Origin of the sequence: Cupriavidus oxalaticus (assembly GCF_004768545.1) — a bacterium.
GTDB lineage: Bacteria > Pseudomonadota > Gammaproteobacteria > Burkholderiales > Burkholderiaceae > Cupriavidus > Cupriavidus oxalaticus_A.
Genome location: NZ_CP038635.1, coordinates 2883743 through 2903121, shown reverse-complemented (window position 1 = coordinate 2903121; position 19379 = coordinate 2883743). Strand labels below are relative to the sequence as shown.

The 19379-nt window shown below is 65.4% G+C and carries 19 protein-coding genes; 13 read left to right on the top strand and 6 right to left on the bottom strand.

Annotated features, from left to right (window positions below; translation table 11 throughout):
- Nucleotides 1-63: 63 nt before the first annotated feature.
- Nucleotides 64-1218, top strand: a complete 1155-nt coding sequence (gene nadA / locus E0W60_RS24260; protein ID WP_133092218.1) for a quinolinate synthase NadA — start codon at nt 64-66, stop codon at nt 1216-1218.
- On the top strand, nt 1215-2078 hold the full coding sequence (gene nadC / locus E0W60_RS24255; protein ID WP_135705868.1) for a carboxylating nicotinate-nucleotide diphosphorylase: 864 nt from the start codon (nt 1215-1217) through the stop codon (nt 2076-2078). Before nadA ends, nadC begins: the two co-directional genes overlap by 4 nt.
- A gap of 74 nt (nt 2079-2152) precedes the next feature.
- Here the strand turns inward: nadC and nadB are convergent, their stop codons facing one another.
- From nadB to radC, 4 genes are all read right to left on the bottom strand, one after another.
- The gene (nadB, locus tag E0W60_RS24250; RefSeq protein WP_135705867.1) at nt 2153-3745 is read right to left on the bottom strand and encodes an L-aspartate oxidase; all 1593 of its coding nucleotides are present in this window, start codon (nt 3743-3745) and stop codon (nt 2153-2155) included.
- A gap of 266 nt (nt 3746-4011) precedes the next feature.
- Nucleotides 4012-4182 carry a 50S ribosomal protein L33 gene (gene rpmG / locus E0W60_RS24245; protein WP_010814980.1) on the bottom strand — a complete coding sequence of 57 codons (171 nt, stop codon included), beginning with the start codon at nt 4180-4182 and terminating at the stop codon, nt 4012-4014.
- Between the two features lie 13 nt (nt 4183-4195).
- On the bottom strand, nt 4196-4429 hold the full coding sequence (gene rpmB, locus E0W60_RS24240; protein ID WP_006575661.1) for a 50S ribosomal protein L28: 234 nt from the start codon (nt 4427-4429) through the stop codon (nt 4196-4198).
- A gap of 189 nt (nt 4430-4618) precedes the next feature.
- Nucleotides 4619-5305: a RadC family protein gene (radC, locus tag E0W60_RS24235; protein WP_133092215.1), complete on the bottom strand. Its 687-nt coding sequence runs from the start codon at nt 5303-5305 to the stop codon at nt 4619-4621.
- Nucleotides 5306-5424: 119 nt separating this feature from the next.
- Here radC and E0W60_RS24230 point away from each other — a divergent pair, with 119 nt between their 5' ends.
- The 7 genes from E0W60_RS24230 to E0W60_RS24200 all read left to right on the top strand — a co-directional run bounded on the left by E0W60_RS24230 (nt 5425) and on the right by E0W60_RS24200 (nt 12566).
- Entirely contained in the window at nt 5425-5913 is a 489-nt protein-coding gene (locus E0W60_RS24230) for an FKBP-type peptidyl-prolyl cis-trans isomerase (RefSeq protein WP_135705866.1), read from the top strand.
- Nucleotides 5914-5950: 37 nt separating this feature from the next.
- Nucleotides 5951-6916 carry a 4-hydroxy-3-methylbut-2-enyl diphosphate reductase gene (gene ispH / locus E0W60_RS24225; protein WP_133092213.1) on the top strand — a complete coding sequence of 322 codons (966 nt, stop codon included), beginning with the start codon at nt 5951-5953 and terminating at the stop codon, nt 6914-6916.
- A 585-nt stretch (nt 6917-7501) separates the two neighbouring features.
- On the top strand, nt 7502-8704 hold the full coding sequence (locus E0W60_RS24220) for a branched-chain amino acid ABC transporter substrate-binding protein (RefSeq protein ID WP_133092212.1): 1203 nt from the start codon (nt 7502-7504) through the stop codon (nt 8702-8704).
- A gap of 216 nt (nt 8705-8920) precedes the next feature.
- Complete coding sequence (locus E0W60_RS24215; RefSeq protein ID WP_135705865.1) at nt 8921-9856, top strand: branched-chain amino acid ABC transporter permease; 936 nt, start codon at nt 8921-8923, stop codon at nt 9854-9856.
- Between the two features lie 13 nt (nt 9857-9869).
- Nucleotides 9870-11027 carry an ABC transporter permease subunit gene (locus E0W60_RS24210; protein WP_133092210.1) on the top strand — a complete coding sequence of 386 codons (1158 nt, stop codon included), beginning with the start codon at nt 9870-9872 and terminating at the stop codon, nt 11025-11027.
- Between the two features lie 13 nt (nt 11028-11040).
- Nucleotides 11041-11817 carry an ABC transporter ATP-binding protein gene (locus E0W60_RS24205; protein ID WP_133092209.1) on the top strand — a complete coding sequence of 259 codons (777 nt, stop codon included), beginning with the start codon at nt 11041-11043 and terminating at the stop codon, nt 11815-11817.
- Nucleotides 11818-11849: 32 nt separating this feature from the next.
- Nucleotides 11850-12566: an ABC transporter ATP-binding protein gene (locus E0W60_RS24200; protein ID WP_133092208.1), complete on the top strand. Its 717-nt coding sequence runs from the start codon at nt 11850-11852 to the stop codon at nt 12564-12566.
- A gap of 276 nt (nt 12567-12842) precedes the next feature.
- On the opposite strand, the gene E0W60_RS24195 is transcribed toward E0W60_RS24200, so the two are convergent.
- Entirely contained in the window at nt 12843-14030 is a 1188-nt protein-coding gene (locus tag E0W60_RS24195; RefSeq protein WP_133092207.1) for an acetylornithine transaminase, read from the bottom strand.
- Nucleotides 14031-14323: 293 nt separating this feature from the next.
- A complete protein-coding gene (locus tag E0W60_RS24190) occupies nt 14324-15391 on the bottom strand; it encodes a CDP-6-deoxy-delta-3,4-glucoseen reductase (RefSeq protein WP_135705864.1) in 1068 nt (355 codons plus the stop codon).
- A 9-nt stretch (nt 15392-15400) separates the two neighbouring features.
- Between E0W60_RS24190 and E0W60_RS24185 the strand changes: the two genes are divergently transcribed.
- The 4 genes from E0W60_RS24185 (at nt 15401) to E0W60_RS24170 (ending at nt 19376) form a co-directional block, all read left to right on the top strand.
- On the top strand, nt 15401-16405 hold the full coding sequence (locus tag E0W60_RS24185; RefSeq protein ID WP_135705863.1) for an NAD-dependent epimerase/dehydratase family protein: 1005 nt from the start codon (nt 15401-15403) through the stop codon (nt 16403-16405).
- Nucleotides 16406-16773: 368 nt separating this feature from the next.
- Nucleotides 16774-17709, top strand: a complete 936-nt coding sequence (locus E0W60_RS24180) for an ABC transporter substrate-binding protein (RefSeq protein WP_371702380.1) — start codon at nt 16774-16776, stop codon at nt 17707-17709.
- Between the two features lie 30 nt (nt 17710-17739).
- Complete coding sequence (locus tag E0W60_RS24175; RefSeq protein ID WP_133092204.1) at nt 17740-18600, top strand: ABC transporter permease; 861 nt, start codon at nt 17740-17742, stop codon at nt 18598-18600.
- Complete coding sequence (locus tag E0W60_RS24170; RefSeq protein ID WP_133092203.1) at nt 18597-19376, top strand: ABC transporter ATP-binding protein; 780 nt, start codon at nt 18597-18599, stop codon at nt 19374-19376. Before E0W60_RS24175 ends, E0W60_RS24170 begins: the two co-directional genes overlap by 4 nt.
- Nucleotides 19377-19379: the final 3 nt, after the last annotated feature.

Below are 19379 nucleotides of genomic sequence, written 5' to 3'. Positions count from 1 at the left end.
TAAACTCCCCCATGTTCTGGCCGGCCGCACCCTGTTGGCGGAGGTCTAGAGGAGTACCCGGAGATGACCCCACAATCGATCAAGACCGTCGAGTTCGAGAAGCCGAACCTGGCGGATGCCGAAAACGCCACTGGCGGCAGCTGCGTGGCCCATGCCTGGGCCAAGGTGCCGCCGGTGCTGTCGCCCGATGAGCGGCAGTCGCTGAAGGCGCGTATCCGCCGCTTGCTGCAGGAACGTAATGCGGTGCTGGTGGCGCACTACTACGTCGACGCCGACCTGCAGGACCTCGCCGAAGAAACCGGCGGCTGCGTCTCCGACTCCCTCGAAATGGCCCGCTTCGGCCGCGACCACGAAGCCAAGACCCTGGTGGTGGCCGGCGTGCGCTTCATGGGCGAGACCGCCAAGATCCTCAGCCCCGAGAAGACCGTGCTGATGCCGGACCTGGATGCGACCTGCTCGCTCGACCTGGGTTGCCCGGCCGACGAATTCGCCGCCTTCTGCGATGCGCACCCGGACCGCACCGTGGTGGTGTACGCCAATACCAGCGCGGCGGTGAAGGCGCGCGCGGACTGGATGGTCACGTCGAGCATCGGGCTGAAGATCGTCGAGCACCTGCACGCGCAGGGCAAGAAGATCCTGTGGGCACCCGACAAGCACCTGGGCAGCTATATCCAGAAGCAGACCGGCGCCGACATGCTGCTGTGGCAGGGCTCGTGCCTGGTGCACGACGAGTTCAAGGGCATCGAGCTGGACCTGCTGCGCCGCGAATTCCCCAACGCCAAGATCCTGGTGCACCCGGAATCGCCCGAAAACGTGGTGGCGCAGGCCGATGTGGTCGGCTCCACCTCGCAGCTGATCGAAGCGGCGCAGAAGCTGGACGCGACCGAGTTTATCGTTGCCACCGACAACGGCATCCTGCACAAGATGCGCATGGCCGCGCCTGGCAAGCACTTCATCGAGGCGCCGACGGCCGGCAACAGCGCGACCTGCAAAAGCTGCGCGCACTGCCCGTGGATGGCGATGAATGCGCTGACCAACCTGGCCGAGGTGCTGGAGACCGGGCGCAACGAGATCCACGTCGACCCGGCCATCGGCGTCAAGGCGGTGACCTGCATCAACCGCATGCTCGATTTCGCCGCGGCGCAGAAGCGCAATGTGCGTCCGTCGTCCGACCTGGCGAAGGAACAGGCGCTGTTCCAGGGGATCGGCCCGGCATGAGCGTGAATCCGATTTTCGACAGCTACGGCGCAGCGCTGCACGCAGCGCTGCAAGCCAATGTGCAGGCCGCCATCGCCGAGGATGTCGGCAGCGGCGACCTGACCGGCCTGCTGGTGCCCGCTGGCAAGCCCGCGCACGCGCGCGTGATCGTGCGCGAAGCGGCGGTGCTGTGCGGACAGCCGTGGTTCGATGCCTGCATGCGCGCGGTCGACCCGGCGCTGGAAGTGCGCTGGCTGCAGGAAGAGGGCGCGCGGATGGCGGCGGATTCCGTGGTGTGCGAGATCACCGGCCCGGCGCGCTCGCTGCTGACTGCCGAACGCCCGTCGCTGAACTTCCTGCAACTGCTGTCCGGCGTGGCCACCGTGACGCGCCGCTATGCCGACCTGATCGCCGGCACCCTCGCGCGCGTGCTGGATACCCGCAAGACGCTGCCGGGCCTGCGCCTGGCGCAGAAGTACGCGGTCCGCATCGGCGGTGGCGAGAACCAGCGGCTGGCGCTGTACGACGGCATCCTGATCAAGGAAAACCATATCGCCGCGGCAGGCAGCATCACCGCCGCGCTGCAGGCGGCGCTGGCGCTCGATACCGATGCGTCGGTGCAGGTCGAGGTCGAGTCGCTGGCGGAGCTGGAAGAAGCCCTGGCAGCAGGCGCGAAGTCGGTGCTGATCGATAACTTCACCGTGCCGATGATGCAGGACGCGGTGAAGATCAACCAGGGCAGGGCGCTACTTGAGGTGTCGGGCGGCGTCAATGCCGAGACCATCCGCACTTTCGCCGAGACCGGCGTGGACCGGATCTCGGTGGGCGCATTGACCAAGGACGTGCGCGCGACGGATTACTCGCTGCGTATCATCGGCTGACGCATCGCCAGCCCGAAGCCAAAACGGGGTGGAGCCATCAGGCTCGCACCCCGTTTTTTATTGCTGCGCGGCGCTCAGCGCTTGCGCACGGCGGGCGGTTGCATCACCGTAGGCAGGGCCTTCGGCAGCGAATCCGGATAGTCCCGGCTGAAATGCAGTCCGCGGCTTTCATGCCGCGAGTACGCGCTGTCAACGATCAGCGAGGCCACCTCCACCAGGTTGCGCAGCTCCAGCAGGTCGCGCGTGACGCGGAAATTCGCGTAGTACTCGGCGATTTCCTCGCGCAGCAGGCCGATGCGGTGCTGCGCGCGTTCCAGCCGCTTGCTGGTGCGCACGATGCCGACGTAGTTCCACATCATGCGGCGCAGTTCATCCCAGTTGTGGGACACCACGACTTCCTCGTCGGCATCGGACACGCGGCTTTCGTCCCACGCCGGCAGCGTGATATTGGGTGCGCCGGCCTTGTCCTTCGAGGCGATGTCTTCCGCCGCGGCGCGGCCGATCACCATGCATTCGAGCAGCGAGTTGGAGGCCAGCCGGTTGGCGCCGTGCAGGCCGGTGCAGGCAGACTCGCCCACTGCATACAGGTTGCCGATATCGGTGCGGCCCGCGGTATCGGTGACAACGCCGCCGCAGGTGTAGTGCGCGGCCGGCACCACCGGGATCGGCTCGCGCGTGATGTCGATGCCCAGTTCCAGGCAGCGCGCGTAGATCGTCGGGAAGTGTTCCTTCAGGAAGGCTTCGGGCTGGTGGCTGATGTCCAGGTAGACGCAGTCCAGGCCGCGCTTCTTCATCTCGAAGTCAATGGCGCGCGCGACCACGTCGCGCGGCGCCAGCTCGGCACGCTCATCGTGCTCGGGCATGAAGCGGGTGCCGTCGGGCAGCTTGAGCAGCCCGCCTTCGCCGCGCACCGCCTCGGAAATCAGGAACGACTTGGCATAGGGGTGGTACAGGCAGGTCGGGTGGAACTGGATGAATTCCATGTTCGACACCCGGCAGCCCGCGCGCCACGCCATGGCGATGCCATCGCCGGTGGCGGTGTCGGGGTTGGTGGTGTACAGGTAGACCTTGCCCGCGCCGCCCGCGGCCAGCACCGTATGCGTGGCGGTGAGGGTGTGTACCGCGCCGGTATTGTCGTCGAGCACGTAAAGGCCATAGCACCGGTTGCCCGGGAGTCCCAGCTTGCGTGACGTGATCAGGTCGATCGCGAAATGGTCTTCCAGGATGGTGATGTTCGGATGCTGCGTGGCCTGCTGCAGCAGCGTGCTGACCACCGCGTGTCCGGTGGCATCGGCCGCATGGATGATGCGCCGGCGGCTGTGGCCGCCTTCGCGGGTCAGGTGGAAGCCCAGTTCGGCCTGCTCGTCGCGCGTGAATGGCACGCCGCGGTCGATCAGCCACTGGATCGCCTCGCGCCCGTGCTCCACGATAAAGCGGGTTGCCTCTTCGTCGCACAGTCCTGCGCCGGCAACGAGCGTGTCCTGCGTGTGCTCGTCATGGCTGTCGCCGGAATCCAGCACGGCGGCGATGCCGCCTTGTGCCCAGTCGCTGGCGCCCTGTGTCATGGCGCGCTTGCTGAGAATGACAACCCGGTGGGTGTCGGCCAGTTGCAGCGCGACCGTAAGGCCGGCCAGACCGCTGCCGACGATGGCGACATCGAAATTCATGGTGCGGAGAGAGCGCCGCAGGGCGCCAGGCGGATGGGGGAAACGGCAAAGTCTACACCGTGCGCGCCATACCGTGCACCAGTGCACCGGGCGGGATTGGGCGGTGATCGCGCCGGAAGGGCGCGGCACCGGCCGCGGTGTGCCGAACGGCGCGCTTCCTGCCTTCTGCGGGCGCCAACGTCGCGCGTGGAGCGCCGTAAGCAGAACGAGTGGGCAACAAAAAGCCCCGCAACCGGGCGGGGCTTCTTGTCGGGATACCGGATCAATTACTTGATCTTGGTTTCCTTGTAAGCGACGTGCTTGCGAGCGACGGGATCGAACTTCATGATCTCCATCTTCTCCGGCATGGTGCGCTTGTTCTTGGTCGTGGTGTAGAAGTGACCCGTGCCTGCGGTCGATTCCAGCTTGATCTTGTCGCGGCCGCCCTTGCTTGCCATGATGTGCTCCTAATTAGACTTCGCCGCGTGCGCGCAGGTCTGCGAGCACGGAGTCGATGCCTTTCTTGTCGATCAGGCGCAGGCCGGCGTTCGAGACGCGCAGGCTCACCCAGCGGTTTTCGGATTCAACGAAGAAACGACGATTCTGCAGGTTGGGCAGAAAACGGCGCTTGGTCTTGTTGTTTGCGTGGGAAACGTTGTTGCCGACCATCGGCGCTTTCCCGGTCACTTGACAGACGCGTGCCATGAAGCACTCCTAAATCTTATTCGTGGACAATGTTCGCAACAGATCAACAAAAGGCGCGCGGGCCCGGACTGCAGCGGTTGGGACTTCAGTGAAACGTAAATTATAGACCGGAATCCTCCGGCGAATCAATGCCTGCCGTACGATGACGGCAGCATGTGTTGTGTCTCGTCCAGCACTGTGCCGCAGGCGTCACAGTCCCGGCAGGCATTCGCAACCGTCAGCCAGCGAACGGATTTCCTGGCCGGCCACGATGAAATGGTCGAGCAGATGCACGTCGATGAGTTCGAGCGTCCTTGCCAGCTCGCGAGTCAGGTGCACGTCGCTCTGGCTGGGCGCGGTGGTGCCGGAAGGATGGTTGTGCGCCACGATCACGCCCGCCGCATTATGCACCAGCGCCTGGCGCGCGACCTCGCGCGGATACACCGCAGTGCGCGTCAGGGTGCCCCGGAACAGTTCTTCGCAGGCAATCATGCGGTTGCGCGGATCGAGGAACAGGCACAGGAAGACTTCGTGCGGCAGCGATGCCAGCGTCAGGCGCAGGTAGTTGTGCACCGCCGCGCGCGAGTCGAAGCCGGTCGGCAGCCTTAGTGATTCGGCCAGCGCGCGGCGCGCCAGTTCGGGGATGGCCTGCAGCTGTGCGTATTTGGCAACGCCCATGCCCTTGATGCCAGCCAGCGCGCCGGGTTCGGACGCGAACAGGGCGGTCAGCGAGCCGAAGCGGTGCAACAACTCGCGGGCGAGGTCGACGGCACTTTTGCCAGCCGCGCCGATGCGCAGGAACACCGCCAGCAGTTCGGCGTCTGACAGGGCGGCGGCGCCGCATTCCAGCAGTTTTTCGCGCGGCCGCTCGCAGGCGGGCCAATTGGCTATGGTCATGGGCGTTCAGGGTTTGGACCGCCGGCCGGAGACTGGAAGGGTAGAAGGGGTATACGCTTCGGCACGGCGAGCGATGGGCCAGTCGAATACAATACGGGTTGTTCCTCGGTTGATCACCCATGAATTTGCAAACTTTCGCGTCGGAAGCCGACGGCGGCACGGCTGGCCGCAAGACTGTCCTGGCCGACTCTTTCCTGACCCTGCACTACAGCATCTCGCTAGAGAACGGCACCGAGGTCGTCAGCACCTTCGACGACAAGCCCGCCACGCTGCTGCTCGGCCAGGGCCAGCTCGCGCCCACGCTGGAGCAGGCGCTGCGGGGCATGCCGGAAGGCGAGCGCATGACTTACCGTCTCGCTCCGGAGCACGCGTTCGGGCCGCGCAATCCCGAACTGCTGCAGTGGGTGTCGCTGGCCACGCTGCGCGAGAACAGCTCGTTCGAGGAAGACTACAGCCCGGGCGACCTGGTCGAGTTCAACGCGCCCGGCGGCGGCAAGTACGCGGGCGTGCTGAAGGAAATCGGCGAGACCGCGGCGCTGTTCGACTTCAACCATCCGCTGGCCGGGCAGACCATCCTGTTCGACGTGCAGCTGATCGGCATCCTCTGATTGCGCCAACGTGCCGACTCCTGTCCAGACACGCAGCATGCCTGACCTGACCACCGCACCCGACGCCGAGATCCTGATGGCCCAGCCGCGCGGCTTCTGCGCAGGCGTGGATCGTGCCATCGAGATCGTCGAGCGCGCGCTCGCGCGCTTCGGCGCGCCGATCTACGTGCGCCATGAAATCGTGCACAACGCCTACGTGGTGGCGGACCTGCGCAGCAAGGGCGCGGTGTTCGTGCGCGAGCTGGACGAGGTGCCCGCCGGCGCCACCGTCATCTTCAGTGCGCACGGCGTGTCGCGCGAAGTGCGCGAGGACGCCGCCAAGCGCGGCCTGCACGTGTTCGACGCAACCTGCCCGCTGGTGACCAAGGTGCATGTCGAAGTCAGCAAGATGCGCGCGGAAGGCTGCGAGATCGTAATGATCGGCCATCGCGGCCACCCGGAGGTCGAAGGCACCATGGGCCAGGCCAACAGCGGCATGGTGCTGGTCGAGACGGCCGACGACGTCGCCAGGCTGCAGATCGCGGACCCGGCGCGGCTTGCCTTCGTGACCCAGACCACGCTGTCGGTGGACGAGACCCGCGAGATCGTCGCCGCGCTGAAGGCGCGCTATCCGCAGATCCGAGAGCCGAAGAAGCAGGATATCTGCTATGCCACGCAGAACCGCCAGGACGCGGTCAAGTTCATGGCGCCGCAGGTCGAGGTGGTGATCGTGGTCGGCAGCCCCAACAGCTCCAACTCCAACCGCCTGCGCGAACTGGCGCAGCGCCTGGGCGTGCCGGCCTATATGGTCGATGCGCCGGAGCAGGTGCGCCCGGAATGGATCGCCGGCAAGCGCCGCATCGGCCTGACCGCCGGGGCCTCGGCGCCCGAGGCGCTGGCGCAGTCGATCGTCGATCGCCTGCGCGCGCTCGGTGCGCGCCAGGTGCGGGCACTGGAGGGCATCGAGGAAAACATGGCGTTCCCGCTGCCGCGCGGCTTGATGCCGGCCAGCGTCGCCGCCTGAACGGCAGCGGGCCGGCCCGCACCTCGATACGCCGATGACAAAAGCGCCGCGCAATGCGGCGCTTTTTTTTTGCGCTTGCCTGCGCGGTCGCGATTCATGGGCTTATGACGCGCAATGCACATTATCGGTGCAATGCGATCGGTGCATGTATAACCCGCGTGTTTGGCGAACAGACAAATAGGGGTAATCCCCGTAACTGGGGTTTTCCCTATTATGGTGCGGCGCTACATTCTGCACATTAGAGATTGGTGCGCCGCATTTGAAATGAAATGCCTAATTAATTAAGGCCTATTATAGTGGCGCAGCCCGCGCCTAATGCCGCCCGCCAGGCGGTGCAGGCACGATTCTTGTAAGTATGTGGGACGGCCCCGCCATGTGAGCGGGAATTGCCCCAATTTGTGCATTGGGGAAATTCCCTAGCTCATTTGCAGGGTAAATCGGTCGACTTGTTGCGTCGCGTATTGCATCTGCAAAGAAAGGGGATACAATGCGCGCGTTTCAAATTGAAACTAAACAAAGGCGGTCCAGGGAAACGTCCGGGAGGCGTTGCAAATCCCTGTTTTTGTGAATCCTAGGAGATCACTCATGCAAATCACGTTTGCCAAGATTCTGCCGATCGCGGCCGCAGTGGCGCTGGTAGCAGCTTGCGGCAAGAAGGAAGAGAAGCCGGCGGATGCGGCCTCTTCGGCGCCGGCCGCAGCAGCCCCTGCCGCGGGCGGTGGCGAGACCGTCGTCAAGATCGGCCACGCGGCCCCGCTGACCGGCGGTATCGCGCACCTTGGCAAGGACAACGAAAACGGCGCCCGCCTGGCCGTGGAAGAAGTCAACAAGGCCGGCCTCGAGGTCGGTGGCAAGAAGATCAAGCTGGAACTGGTCGGCGAAGACGATGCCGCCGATCCGAAGACTGGCACCTCGGTGGCACAGAAGCTGGTCGACGCCAAGGTCGTGGCCGTGGTCGGCCACCTGAACTCGGGCACGTCGATCCCGGCCTCCAAGATCTATAGCGATGCCGGCATCGTGCAGATCTCGCCGTCGTCCACCAACCCGGACTACACCAAGCAGGGCTTCAAGACCACCTATCGCGTGGTGGCCACCGACGCACAGCAGGGCCCGGCACTGGCCAACTATGCCAGCAAGACCCTCCATGCCAAGAGCGTGGCGATCGTCGACGACGCCACCGCCTACGGCAAGGGCCTGGCCGACGAGTTCGAGAAGACCGCCAAGGCGGCCGGCGTGAACGTGGTGGCACGCGAGGCCACCAACGACAAGGCTACCGACTTCAAGGCCATTCTCACCAAGATCAAGGGCAAGAAGCCTGACGTGATCATGTACGGCGGCATGGACGCCACCGGCGGCCCGTTCGCCAAGCAAGCCAAGGAACTGGGCATCGGCGCCAAGATCGTCGGCGGCGACGGCGTCTGTACCGACAAGGTGGCCGAGCTGGCCGGCGATGCCGTGACCAACATCATCTGCTCCGAGGCCGGCCTGGCCCTGTCGAAGATGGAGCAGGGCGCGGACTTCTCCAAGCGCTACCAGGCACGCTTCAACGCGCCGGTGCAGATCTACGCGCCGTTCACCTATGACGCGGTGATGGTCATCGTCGACGCCATGAAGCGCGCCAACTCGACCGAACCGGCTGCCATCCTGGCCGAAATGCCCAAGACCAACTACAAGGGCGTGATCGGCAACATCGCCTTCGACGAGAAGGGCGACATGAAGGAAGGCACCATCACGCTGTACGAGTACAAGGACAAGAAGAAGTCCGTCCTTGATGTCGTGAAGATGTAATCAGGGCTTACCGGCCCATCCGAACGGCACCGTGAGTATTTTGCGGTGCCGTTCTTTTTAGCCTCGCCTAATGTAGAAGCATCCTTACCCTGGATGGAGCATGGCGGGCCGCTTACCAGCAACGCAACCTCGGCAACCTTACCCATCACCACATCAATGTCCCTCCCCCGGCATCCACACCATGCCGTCAGGTAAGGGACTGAAGCAGGAGTTTTCATGGATATCCTTATCCAGCAGATCGTGAACGGTCTGGTGCTCGGCAGCATCTATGCGCTGATCGCACTGGGCTACACCATGGTCTACGGCATTCTGGGGATCATCAACTTCGCCCACGGCGATGTCCTGATGATCGGCGCGCTGACCGCCCTGTCAGCGATTCTTGGCCTGCAGAAGTTCGCCCCCGGCTTGCCCGAATGGCTGACGCTGGTCATTGCGACCCTGGTCGCGATGCCGGTCTGCGCAATACTGTCTTACTCGATCGAGCGAATCGCTTACCGGCCCTTGCGCAATGCGCCACGGCTGGCCCCGCTGATTACCGCGATCGGCGTGTCCATCATCCTGCAGACGATGGGCATGCTGATCTGGTCGCGCAACCCGCTGACCTTCCCGCAACTGCTGCCGTCGGAGCCGATTGATATCGGTGGAACCGGCGCCACCATCACCGGAAAGGAAATGGTCATCATCGGCCTGGCCGTGATGGTGATGTCGGGCCTGCTGGCACTGGTGAACCGTACCAAGCTCGGCCGCGCCATGCGCGCCACCGCCGAGAACCAGAAGGTGGCCGGCCTGATGGGCGTGAACCCCAATTTTGTCATCTCCGCCACCTTCATGATCGGCGCCACGCTGGCGGCGCTGGCCGGCGTGATGATGGCCACCAACTACGGCAACGCCCACTTCTACATGGGCTTCATCCCGGGCCTGAAGGCGTTCACCGCCGCGGTGCTGGGCGGCATCGGCAACCTTGCCGGCGCGATGGTCGGCGGCATGCTGCTGGGCCTGATCGAGGCGCTGGGTGCCGGCTATATCGGCGACCTGACCGGTGGTGTGTTCGGCTCGAACTACCAGGACGTCTTCGCCTTCATCGTACTGATCACTGTGCTCGTCTTCCGTCCGTCCGGCATCATGGGCGAACGCGTGGCGGACCGCGCCTGAGGAGAGCGAATCCATGAATACCCCGATTCCATCCACGGCCGCCGTCGCGGCTCCGACGAAGGTGCCGGCCAAGACCCTGGCCGCGCTGATCGGCTTCCTGGTGGTCGCGCTGTGCGCACCGTTCATCGTCCAGACCCTGGGCGGCAACTACTGGGTCCGCGTGCTGGACTTTGCGCTGCTGTACATCATGCTGGCGCTGGGCCTGAACATCGTGGTGGGCTTTGCCGGCCTGCTTGACCTGGGCTATATCGCGTTCTACGCGGTCGGCGCCTACCTGATGGCTTTGCTCGGCTCGCCGCACCTGGCGAACCAGTTCGAGTGGATCCACCAGCTGTTCCCTACCGGCATCCATTTGTCGATGTGGTTCGTGTTGCCGATCGCGATCCTGGTGGCCGCCACGTTCGGCGTGCTGCTGGGGGCGCCGACGCTGAAACTGCGCGGCGACTACCTCGCCATCGTGACGCTGGGCTTCGGCGAAATCATCCGCATCTTCATGAACAACCTGGACCGTCCGGTGAACATCACCAACGGGCCCAAGGGCATCACCGCGGTGGACCCGGTCCATATCTTCGGCTTCGACTTCTCCAAGTCGCACGAGATCTTCGGGCTGAAGTTCACGCCGGTGTTCATGTACTACTACCTGCTGGTGTTCCTGGTCATCGTGATCGTGTTCGTGTGCCTGCGTTTGCAGACCTCGCGCATCGGCCGGGCCTTCGTCGCTATCCGCGAGGACGAGATCGCCGCCAAGGCAATGGGCATCAACACCCGCAATATCAAGCTGCTGGCCTTTGCCATGGGCGCGTCGTTCGGCGGCGCCTCTGGCGCGGTGTTCGGCGCGTTCCAGGGCTTCGTGTCGCCGGAATCGTTCACGCTGTGGGAATCGATCTACGTGCTGGCCATCGTGGTGCTCGGCGGCATGGGCCATATCCCGGGCGTGATCCTGGGCGGCGTCCTGCTGGTGGGCTTCCAGGAGCTGCTGCGCGTGGTGGCGGAGCCGATGCAGACCGGCTTGTTCGGCCATGTGATTGTGGATGCCGAAGTCCTGCGCCAGCTGCTGTTCGGCCTGGCCCTGGTTGGCGTCATGCTGTACCGCCCGGCAGGCATCTGGCCGTCGCCGCGCAAGGAAGACCGCCCGGTGGTGCGCCGTGCGGGCAGCGTGGGCCGTTTCTGACCAGGAGGACAACATGAGCAACAACGATTTCCTCCTGTCGGTACAGGGGGTCAACAAGCGATTCGGCGGCCTGCAGGCACTGTCCGAGGTGGGCCTGCAGATCAAGCCGGGCGAGATCTATGGCCTGATCGGCCCCAACGGCGCCGGCAAGACCACCTTCTTCAACGTGATTACCGGGCTGTACACGCCGGATTCGGGCGAGTTCGTGCTGGGCGGCAAGCCCTACCAGCCGACCGCCGTGCATGAGGTGGCCAAGGCCGGCATCGCGCGCACGTTCCAGAACATCCGCCTGTTCGGCGAGATGACCGCGCTGGAAAACGTGATGGTGGGGCGGCACGTGCGCTCCAAGGCCGGGCTGTTCGGTGCGATCTTCCGGCCGCCTTCGGTGCGCCGCGAGGAAGAGGGCATCGAGGACATGGCGCATGACCTGCTCGACTACGTTGGCATCGGCAAGTACGCCAACTTCACCGCGCGCAACCTGTCGTACGGCCACCAGCGCCGGCTGGAGATCGCCCGCGCGCTGGCGACCGAGCCCAAGCTGCTGGCGCTGGACGAGCCGGCCGCGGGCATGAACGCGACCGAGAAGGTAGAGCTGCGTGGCCTGCTCGACAAGATCAAGAACGACGGCAAGACCATCCTGCTGATCGAGCACGACGTGAAGCTGGTGATGGGCCTGTGCAACCGCCTGACCGTGCTGGACTATGGCAAGGTGATTGCCCAGGGCCTGCCGCACGAGGTGCAGAACAACCCCGCGGTGATCGAGGCATACCTCGGCACCTCGGCGCACTGATGGCGGGAGGGAAAGCAATGACACAGCCAGCAATGAAACAGACAGTACTGAAGATCTCCGGCCTGAAGGTCGCGTACGGCGGCATCCAGGCCGTCAAGGGCATCGACCTGGAAATCCAGGACGGCGAACTGGTCACGCTGATCGGCGCCAACGGCGCCGGCAAGACCACCACCATGAAGGCCATCACCGGCCTGCAGGGCTGGGCCGGCGGCGACGTGGAGTACATGGGCAAGTCGATCAAGGGCGTGCCCAGCTACACGCTGCTCAAGCAGGGGCTGGCGATGGTGCCGGAAGGCCGCGGCGTGTTCGCGCGCATGACCATCACCGAGAACCTGCAGATGGGCGCCTACACGCGCAACGACGAGGCCGGCATCAAGGCCGACGTCGACCGCATGTTCGGCATCTTCCCGCGCCTGAAGGAACGCGCCAACCAGTTGGCGGGCACCATGTCCGGCGGTGAGCAGCAGATGCTGGCGATGGCGCGCGCGCTGATGAGCCAGCCCAAGGTGCTGCTGCTGGACGAGCCGTCGATGGGCTTGTCGCCGATCATGGTCGACAAGATCTTCGAGGTCGTGCGCGATATCTCGGCGCAGGGCGTGACCGTGCTGCTGGTCGAGCAGAACGCGCGCCTGGCGCTGCAGGCAGCGCACCGCGGCTACGTGATGGAGTCCGGGCTGATCACCATGAGCGGTGACGCCAGGCAGATGCTGGACGATCCCAAGGTGCGGGCCGCCTACCTGGGCGAGTAAAGGCGTCGGCAAGGTCGAGTGGTTTTGGGTGCTCCCAAGCCGCTCGAACTGGCCTAAACAAGGTGTTCCCCCTCATGGGGAGAGGGTTGGGGTGAGGGGCGGGCTAGCAAGGCACCACGCCGAGCGAAGCCAACGGTTCTAAACCCGCGAGCATCAGCTTTTGACGCTCCTGCCCTCACCCCCGGCCCCTCTCCCGCAAGCGGGAGAGGGGAGCAAACCTGCCAGTGTGCAAGGTTTGCAGCAGCCCTCACGCCTCGCTTACGCGAGGCTTTTTTGTCAGGCCAGCTTCTTCAGCAGCGTGCGCAGCATGCCGATCATCTGGTCGATCTCTTCGCGCGTGACGTTCAGCGCCGGCATGAAGCGCAGCAGGTTGGCGCGCGGCGCGTTCAGCAGCAGGCCTTGCGGATCCATGTCGCGGGCTTCTTCCACCAGTTGCGGGCCGATGTCCTTGTCCAGCAGCAGGGCGCGCAGCAGGCCTTCGCCACGCTCGCCGCCCAGGCCGAACTCGGCCGACAGCGCCAGCAGCTGCTCCTTCAGGTATTCGCCCTTGGCCTTGACGTCATCCAGGAAACCCGGCGCGGTCAGCTGCTCGATCACTGCGCTGCCCACCGCGGTCATCAGCGGGTTGCCGTTGTAGGTGCCGCCCTGGTCGCCGGCCTCGAAGCTGGCGACTTCGGCCTTGCACAGCAGCGCAGACAGCGGCACGCCGCCGCCGATGCCCTTGCCCAGCGTCATGATGTCCGGCTCGACGCCCGACAGCTCGTACGCGAACAGCGTGCCGCAGCGGCCGCAGCCGGCCTGCACTTCATCGACGATGAACAGCAGCCTGTGCTTGTCGGCCAGTGCGCGCAGGCCCTGCATGAACTCGCGCGTGGCGGGGATCACGCCGCCTTCGCCCTGCACCGGTTCCAGCATGATGCCGACGGTCTTGTCGGTGATCAGCTTCTCGACCGAGGCCAGGTCGTTCAGCTCGGCCTTGGGGAAGCCCGGCACCTGCGGCGCGAAGATGGTGTCCCAGCCGGCCTTGCCCGACGCGCTCATGGTGGCGAGCGTGCGGCCATGGAAGCTGTGGTCCATGGTGATGATCTCGTAGGCGCCGTTCTTGTGCTTGCGGCCCCATTTGCGCGCCAGCTTGATCGCACCTTCGTTGGCTTCGGCGCCGCTGTTGGCGAAGAAGACTTTGTCGAAGCAGCTGTTATCGGTCAGCTGTTTGGCCAGGCGCAGCATCGGCTCGTTGTAGAAGGCCGGGCTCGGGTTGATGATCTTCTTCGACTGCTCGACCAGCGCGTCGATCATGCCCTGGTTGGAGTGGCCCAGGCAGTTGACCGCCCAGCCCTGCACAAAGTCCAGGTATCGCTTGCCGTTGTGGTCCGTCAGCCAGGAGCCCTTGCCTTCGGTGAAGACGAGCTCGGGCCGGTTGGTGATGTACATCAGGGATTGGACGGGAAACTCAGCAAATGCCATGGCGGACTCCAGGGGTCGGCTTTAAACGATGGACGGACAAGCAGGAAAAAAGCGGAAAAGCGCGGAAAAACAAAAAGCCACGGGGGTTGCCCGTGGCTCGTTGACCTGAACAGACGCAGTCGACGGTCAGCCGCGCGGCACCCCAGCGGGGAGCGACGTACGGAAGCTGCGGCGTCGGTTGAAGGTCGTATGCATGCGGGCAAATATAAGGCGCATGGGCCCGGGTGTCAAAACCAATTTTGGCGGACCCGGGCATTGTTGCGCTGGCGGAACGGCGTGCCGGCCCGGGCGGGTCAGGCAGCGGGTGCTGCCGGCGTGGCCGGGTGCATGTCGGCCTCGGAGGTGAACGAGTCGGCGAAGAACGCGTCTTCGTGCAGCTTGCACTGGCGGGTGAAGTCGCCGCGCGCGGCGTTGATCATCACCGGCGCGCCGCAGGCGTAGACCTCGTGGCCCGACATGTCGGGATGGTCGGCGATCACCGCCTGGTGGACGAAGCCCGTGCGGCCCTGCCAATTGTCTTCGGGCAGCGCGTCGGATACCACCGGCACGTACCTGAAGTTGGGCAGGTCGCGCGCCCATTGCTCGGCCAGCGCGTGCATGTACAGGTCCTTGGGCCGGCGGCCGCCCCAGTACAGCGTCATCGGGCGCGTGATGCCGGTGTAGGCGGCATGCTCGACGATGGCCTTGATCGGGGCGAAGCCGGTGCCGGAAGCCAGCAGGATGATCGGGGCGGTCGATTCCTCGCGCAGGAAGAAGCTGCCCAGCGGGCCTTCGAAGCGCAGGATGTCGCGTTCCTTCATCGCCGGGGCACCTTCCTTGGCGCCGAAGACATAGTCGGTGAAGGCGCCGCCCGGCATATGGCGGATATGCAGTTCGATCGGACCGTCCTCGTGCGGCGGCGTGGCGATCGAATAGCTGCGGCGCTTGCCGTCGCGCAGCAGAAATTCCACGTACTGGCCGGCCAGGTACTGCATGCGCTCGGTCGCGGGCAGCTGCAGCTTGATGGCGATCACGTCATCGGCCAGCCGCTCCAGCGAGGTCACGCGGCACGGCACCTTCTTGATCGGGATGTCGCCGGCGCCGTGGACTTCGCGGCATTCGATGGTAATGTCGGACGACGCGTTGGCGCAGCAGAACAGCGCGCGGCCCTCGGTCTTTTCCTGCGCGGTCAGCGCGGCCGGGGCGTGGTCGCCCTGCACGATGGTGCCTTCCAGCACGCGGCCCTTGCACGAGCCGCAGGCGCCGTTCTTGCAGCCGTAGGGCAGGCCGATGCTGTGGCGCAGGGCCGCGCCGAGGATGGTTTCGTCCGCGGCCACTTCGAACTTGTGGCCACTGGGCATGACGGTTACTTGATAAGCCATAATCGGTCTATGAGCCAAATTCAGTCGATGCTGCAGTCCTCGCGCCTCCCGCTCCTGCCGGCTTTACCAGTTTTGCCGGTCCCCAGCCGCCGGCTGGGTCGTCCGCGCCTGTTGATCGTCGGGTGCGGGGATGTGGGGACGCGCTGCCTGCGAATCCTGTCGTCGCGCATGCGCGTGTTTGCCGTCACGTCGCAGCCGGCGCGCCGCGCCGAACTGCGCGCCGCCGGTGCGGTGCCGCTGGTGGCGGACCTGGACCGGCCGGTGACGCTGGCGCGGCTGCGCGGGCTGGCCACGCAGGTGCTGGACCTGGCGCCGCCGCCCGGTCAGGGCGAGGGCGATCCGCGTACGCGTGCCTTGCTCGCCGCCTTGCGCCGCAAGGCCTGGCGGCAGGGCGGCACGCCTGGCGGCGAGCCCGCCATTCTACCCGACCGGGGCCTTCGCCGCCGTGCCTTTGTCTACGCCAGCACCTCGGGCGTCTACGGCGACCGGCAGGGCGCGCGGGTGTCGGAATTCCATGCCGTGCGGCCGCAGACGGCGCGCGCGCGCCGCCGCGTGGCCGCCGAGGGGGCGGTGCGCGCCTTTGGCCGCGATGCCGGCTGGCGCACCAGCATAGTGCGCATCCCGGGCATCTATGCCGCCGAGCGGCTGCCGGTGGCCCGGCTCAAGCGGGGCACGCCCGCGCTGGTGCCGCAGGACGACGTCTACACCAGCCATATCCATGCCGACGACCTGGCTCGCATCATGGTTGCCGCGCTGTTCCGCGGCCGGCCGCAGCGGGTGGTCCATGCCAGCGACGATACCGAGCTGCGTATGGCCGACTACTTCGACCTCGTTGCCGATCGGCGCGGCCTGCCGCGGCCCCCGCGTATTACGCGCGGCCAGGCGCGTGAAGTGATTGAGCCGACGCTGCTGAGCTTCATGAGCGAGTCGCGCCGGCTCGACAACCGCCGCCTGAAGCGCGAGTTGCGGCTGCGGCTGCGCTTTCCCACGGTCGCTTCCTTCTTCGACGCCTGAGCGCGCCCGCGGTCGCGCCCCGTGCCCCTGGCACGGGGTTTGCTCATCCTGGCGTCACTTCAATCCTGTCTATACAGCAACACTTCTGGCGTGCCAAGGTGGTGCTTTCCGCACCTACGGCAAGCCGCAGCACCGTTGTGGTGGTTGATGCCTCCGCGCCGTCCAGCCGATTTCCGCGGTGATGTGACGTCTAACCCCTCGGGGGAAGCCCTACATTGACTTGTATATACAGGCATTGTTTAATGCCCGAAAACGAGCGCGCCACAAGCATGGCCTGCCGTCGACGGACACACCAAAGGAGCGTTTCGATGAGGATGGAAAGCCGCATGCAGGGCAGGATTCAAGGCAGGATTCGTGGCCGCAAGGCAATGCAGGCCGCGCTGTTTGCCGCGGCAGTCACCATGGCAGGCGCCGGCCACGCGCAGACCACCAAGGTCACGCTCGGCATGAGCGGCTGGACCGGCTTCGCGCCGCTGACGCTGGCCGACAAGGCAGGCATCTTCAAGAAGAACGGTGTCGAGGTCGACATCAAGATGATCCCGCAGAAGGACCGCCACCTGGCGCTGGCCGCCGGTGCGATCCAGTGCGCGGCGACCACGGTCGAGACCCATGTGGCCTGGAACGCCAACGGCGTACCGATCACCCAGATCGTGCAGCTCGACAAGTCCTACGGCGCCGACGGCCTGGCCGTGCGCGGCGACGTCAAGACCTTCGCCGACCTGAAGGGCAAGACCATTGGCGTCGATGCGCCGGGCACCGCGCCGTACTTCGGCCTGGCCTGGATGCTGAAGAAGAACGGCATGTCGCTGAAGGACGTCAAGACCACGACGCTGTCGCCGCAGGCGGCGGCGCAGGCGTTCGTGGCCGGCCAGAACGACGGCGCCATGACCTACGAGCCCTACCTGTCCACCGTCCGCCAGAACCCGGACAAGGGCAAGATCCTGGCGACCACGCTGGATTACCCGATGGTGACCGACACGCTGGGCTGCGCGCCCAAGTGGCTCAAGGAGAACCCAAAGGCGGCGCAGGCGCTGGTCGACAGCTACTTCGAGGCGCTCGAGATGATCCAGAAGGAGCCGGCGAAGGCTAACGAAATCATGGGTGCCGCAGTCAAGCAGACCGGCGAGCAGTTCGCCAAGTCGGCCGCCTACCTGCGCTGGCAGGATCGCGAGGCCAACAAGAAGTTCTTCTCCGGCGAACTCGCCAGCTTCAGCAAGGAAGCGGCGGGCGTGCTGATGGAAATCGGCGTGATCCGCCAGGTGCCCGACGTGACGGCGTTGTATGACGCGCGTTTCCTCAAGTAAGCAGAGCAGTCGCAAGGAGGCGTGAACGTCATGACGCAAGCCCGAATCGGTTCCCACGCGCCCGCAGCGGTGTCCGCCCCCCCGGCGGCACCGGCGCGCCGGCGCCATCCCTGGCTGGCACCGCTGGTGCCGGTGCAGCCCAATACCCGCTGGATGCTGGGCCTGTCTTTCTTCGTGCTGTTCTTCGGCGTGTGGGCCGTGGTGACGCTGGGCGGCTTCGTGCCGCGCACGTTCCTGGCCGATCCGCTGACGATGGCCAAAGAGGGTCTGATCCTGTTCACCGAGCACAACTTCATCGGCGACATCGGCATGACGGTGTGGCGCGTTGTAGGCGGCTTCGTGCTGGCGGCGGTGCTGGCGGTGCCGCTGGGCATCTTCATGGGCGCGTACAAGGCGGCCGAGGCGTTCTTCGAGCCCTTTGTTTCGTTCTGCCGCTACCTGCCGGCGTCGGCCTTCATCCCGCTGCTGATCCTGTGGGCCGGCATCGGCGAGACCCAGAAGCTGCTGGTGATCTTTATCGGCTCGTTCTTCCAGATCGTGCTGATGGTGGCGGTGGCGGTCGGCGGCGCGCGCAAGGACCTGGTCGAGGCCGCCTACACGCTCGGCGCCAACAGCGCCGGCATCGTGCGCCGCGTGCTGATCCCGGGCGCCGCGCCGGAAATCGCCGAGATCCTGCGGCTGGTGCTGGGCTGGGCCTGGACCTACGTGATCGTGGCCGAGCTGATCGGCTCGTCGTCGGGCATCGGGCACATGATCACCGACAGCCAGGCGCTGCTCAATACCGGGCAGATCATCTTCGGCATCATCGTGATCGGCTGCATCGGCCTGGTCTCCGACCTTGTCTTCAAGCGCGCCAACCAGCGCCTGTTCCCGTGGAGTTCGATCCAATGAGCGCACTGTCCATCCAGCAGGTCTCGCGTACCTTCTCCAACCCGCGCGGCGGGAAGACGCTGGCGCTGCAGCCGGTCGATTTCGAAGTGCGCGATAACGACTTCGTCACCATCCTGGGCCCGTCGGGCTGCGGCAAGTCCACGCTGCTGCGCATCGTGGCCGGGCTGGACACGCCTTCCACCGGCCGCGTGCTGCTCGACGGCCAGCCGGTCTCCGACCCGGGCGCCGACCGCGGCATGGTGTTCCAGTCGTACACGCTGTTCCCGTGGCTGACGATCGAGCAGAACGTGCGCTTCGGCCTGCGCGAGCGCGGCATGAGCGCGGCGGAGCAGAAGGAGCGCAGCGACTTCTTTATCCAGCGCGTGGGGCTGCGCGGATTCGAGCACCATTACCCGAAGCAGCTGTCGGGGGGCATGCAGCAGCGCACCGCGATCGCGCGGGCGCTGGCCAACGATCCCAAGATCCTGCTGCTCGACGAACCGTTCGGCGCGCTCGACAACCAGACCCGCGTGCTGATGCAGGAGTTATTGCTCGGCATATGGGAAGCGTCGCGCAAGACGGTATTATTCGTGACCCATGATATCGACGAGGCCATTTTCATGGCCAACCGGGTGGCGGTGTTTTCCGCCAGGCCGGGCCGGATCAAGAGCGATATCGCGGTCGATTTTCCGCATCCGCGCCATTACACGATCAAGACCTCTCCGGAGTTTTCCGCGCTCAAGGCGCGGCTGACCGAGGAAATCCGCGCCGAGGCCATTGCCGCGGCCGAGCACTGAAAC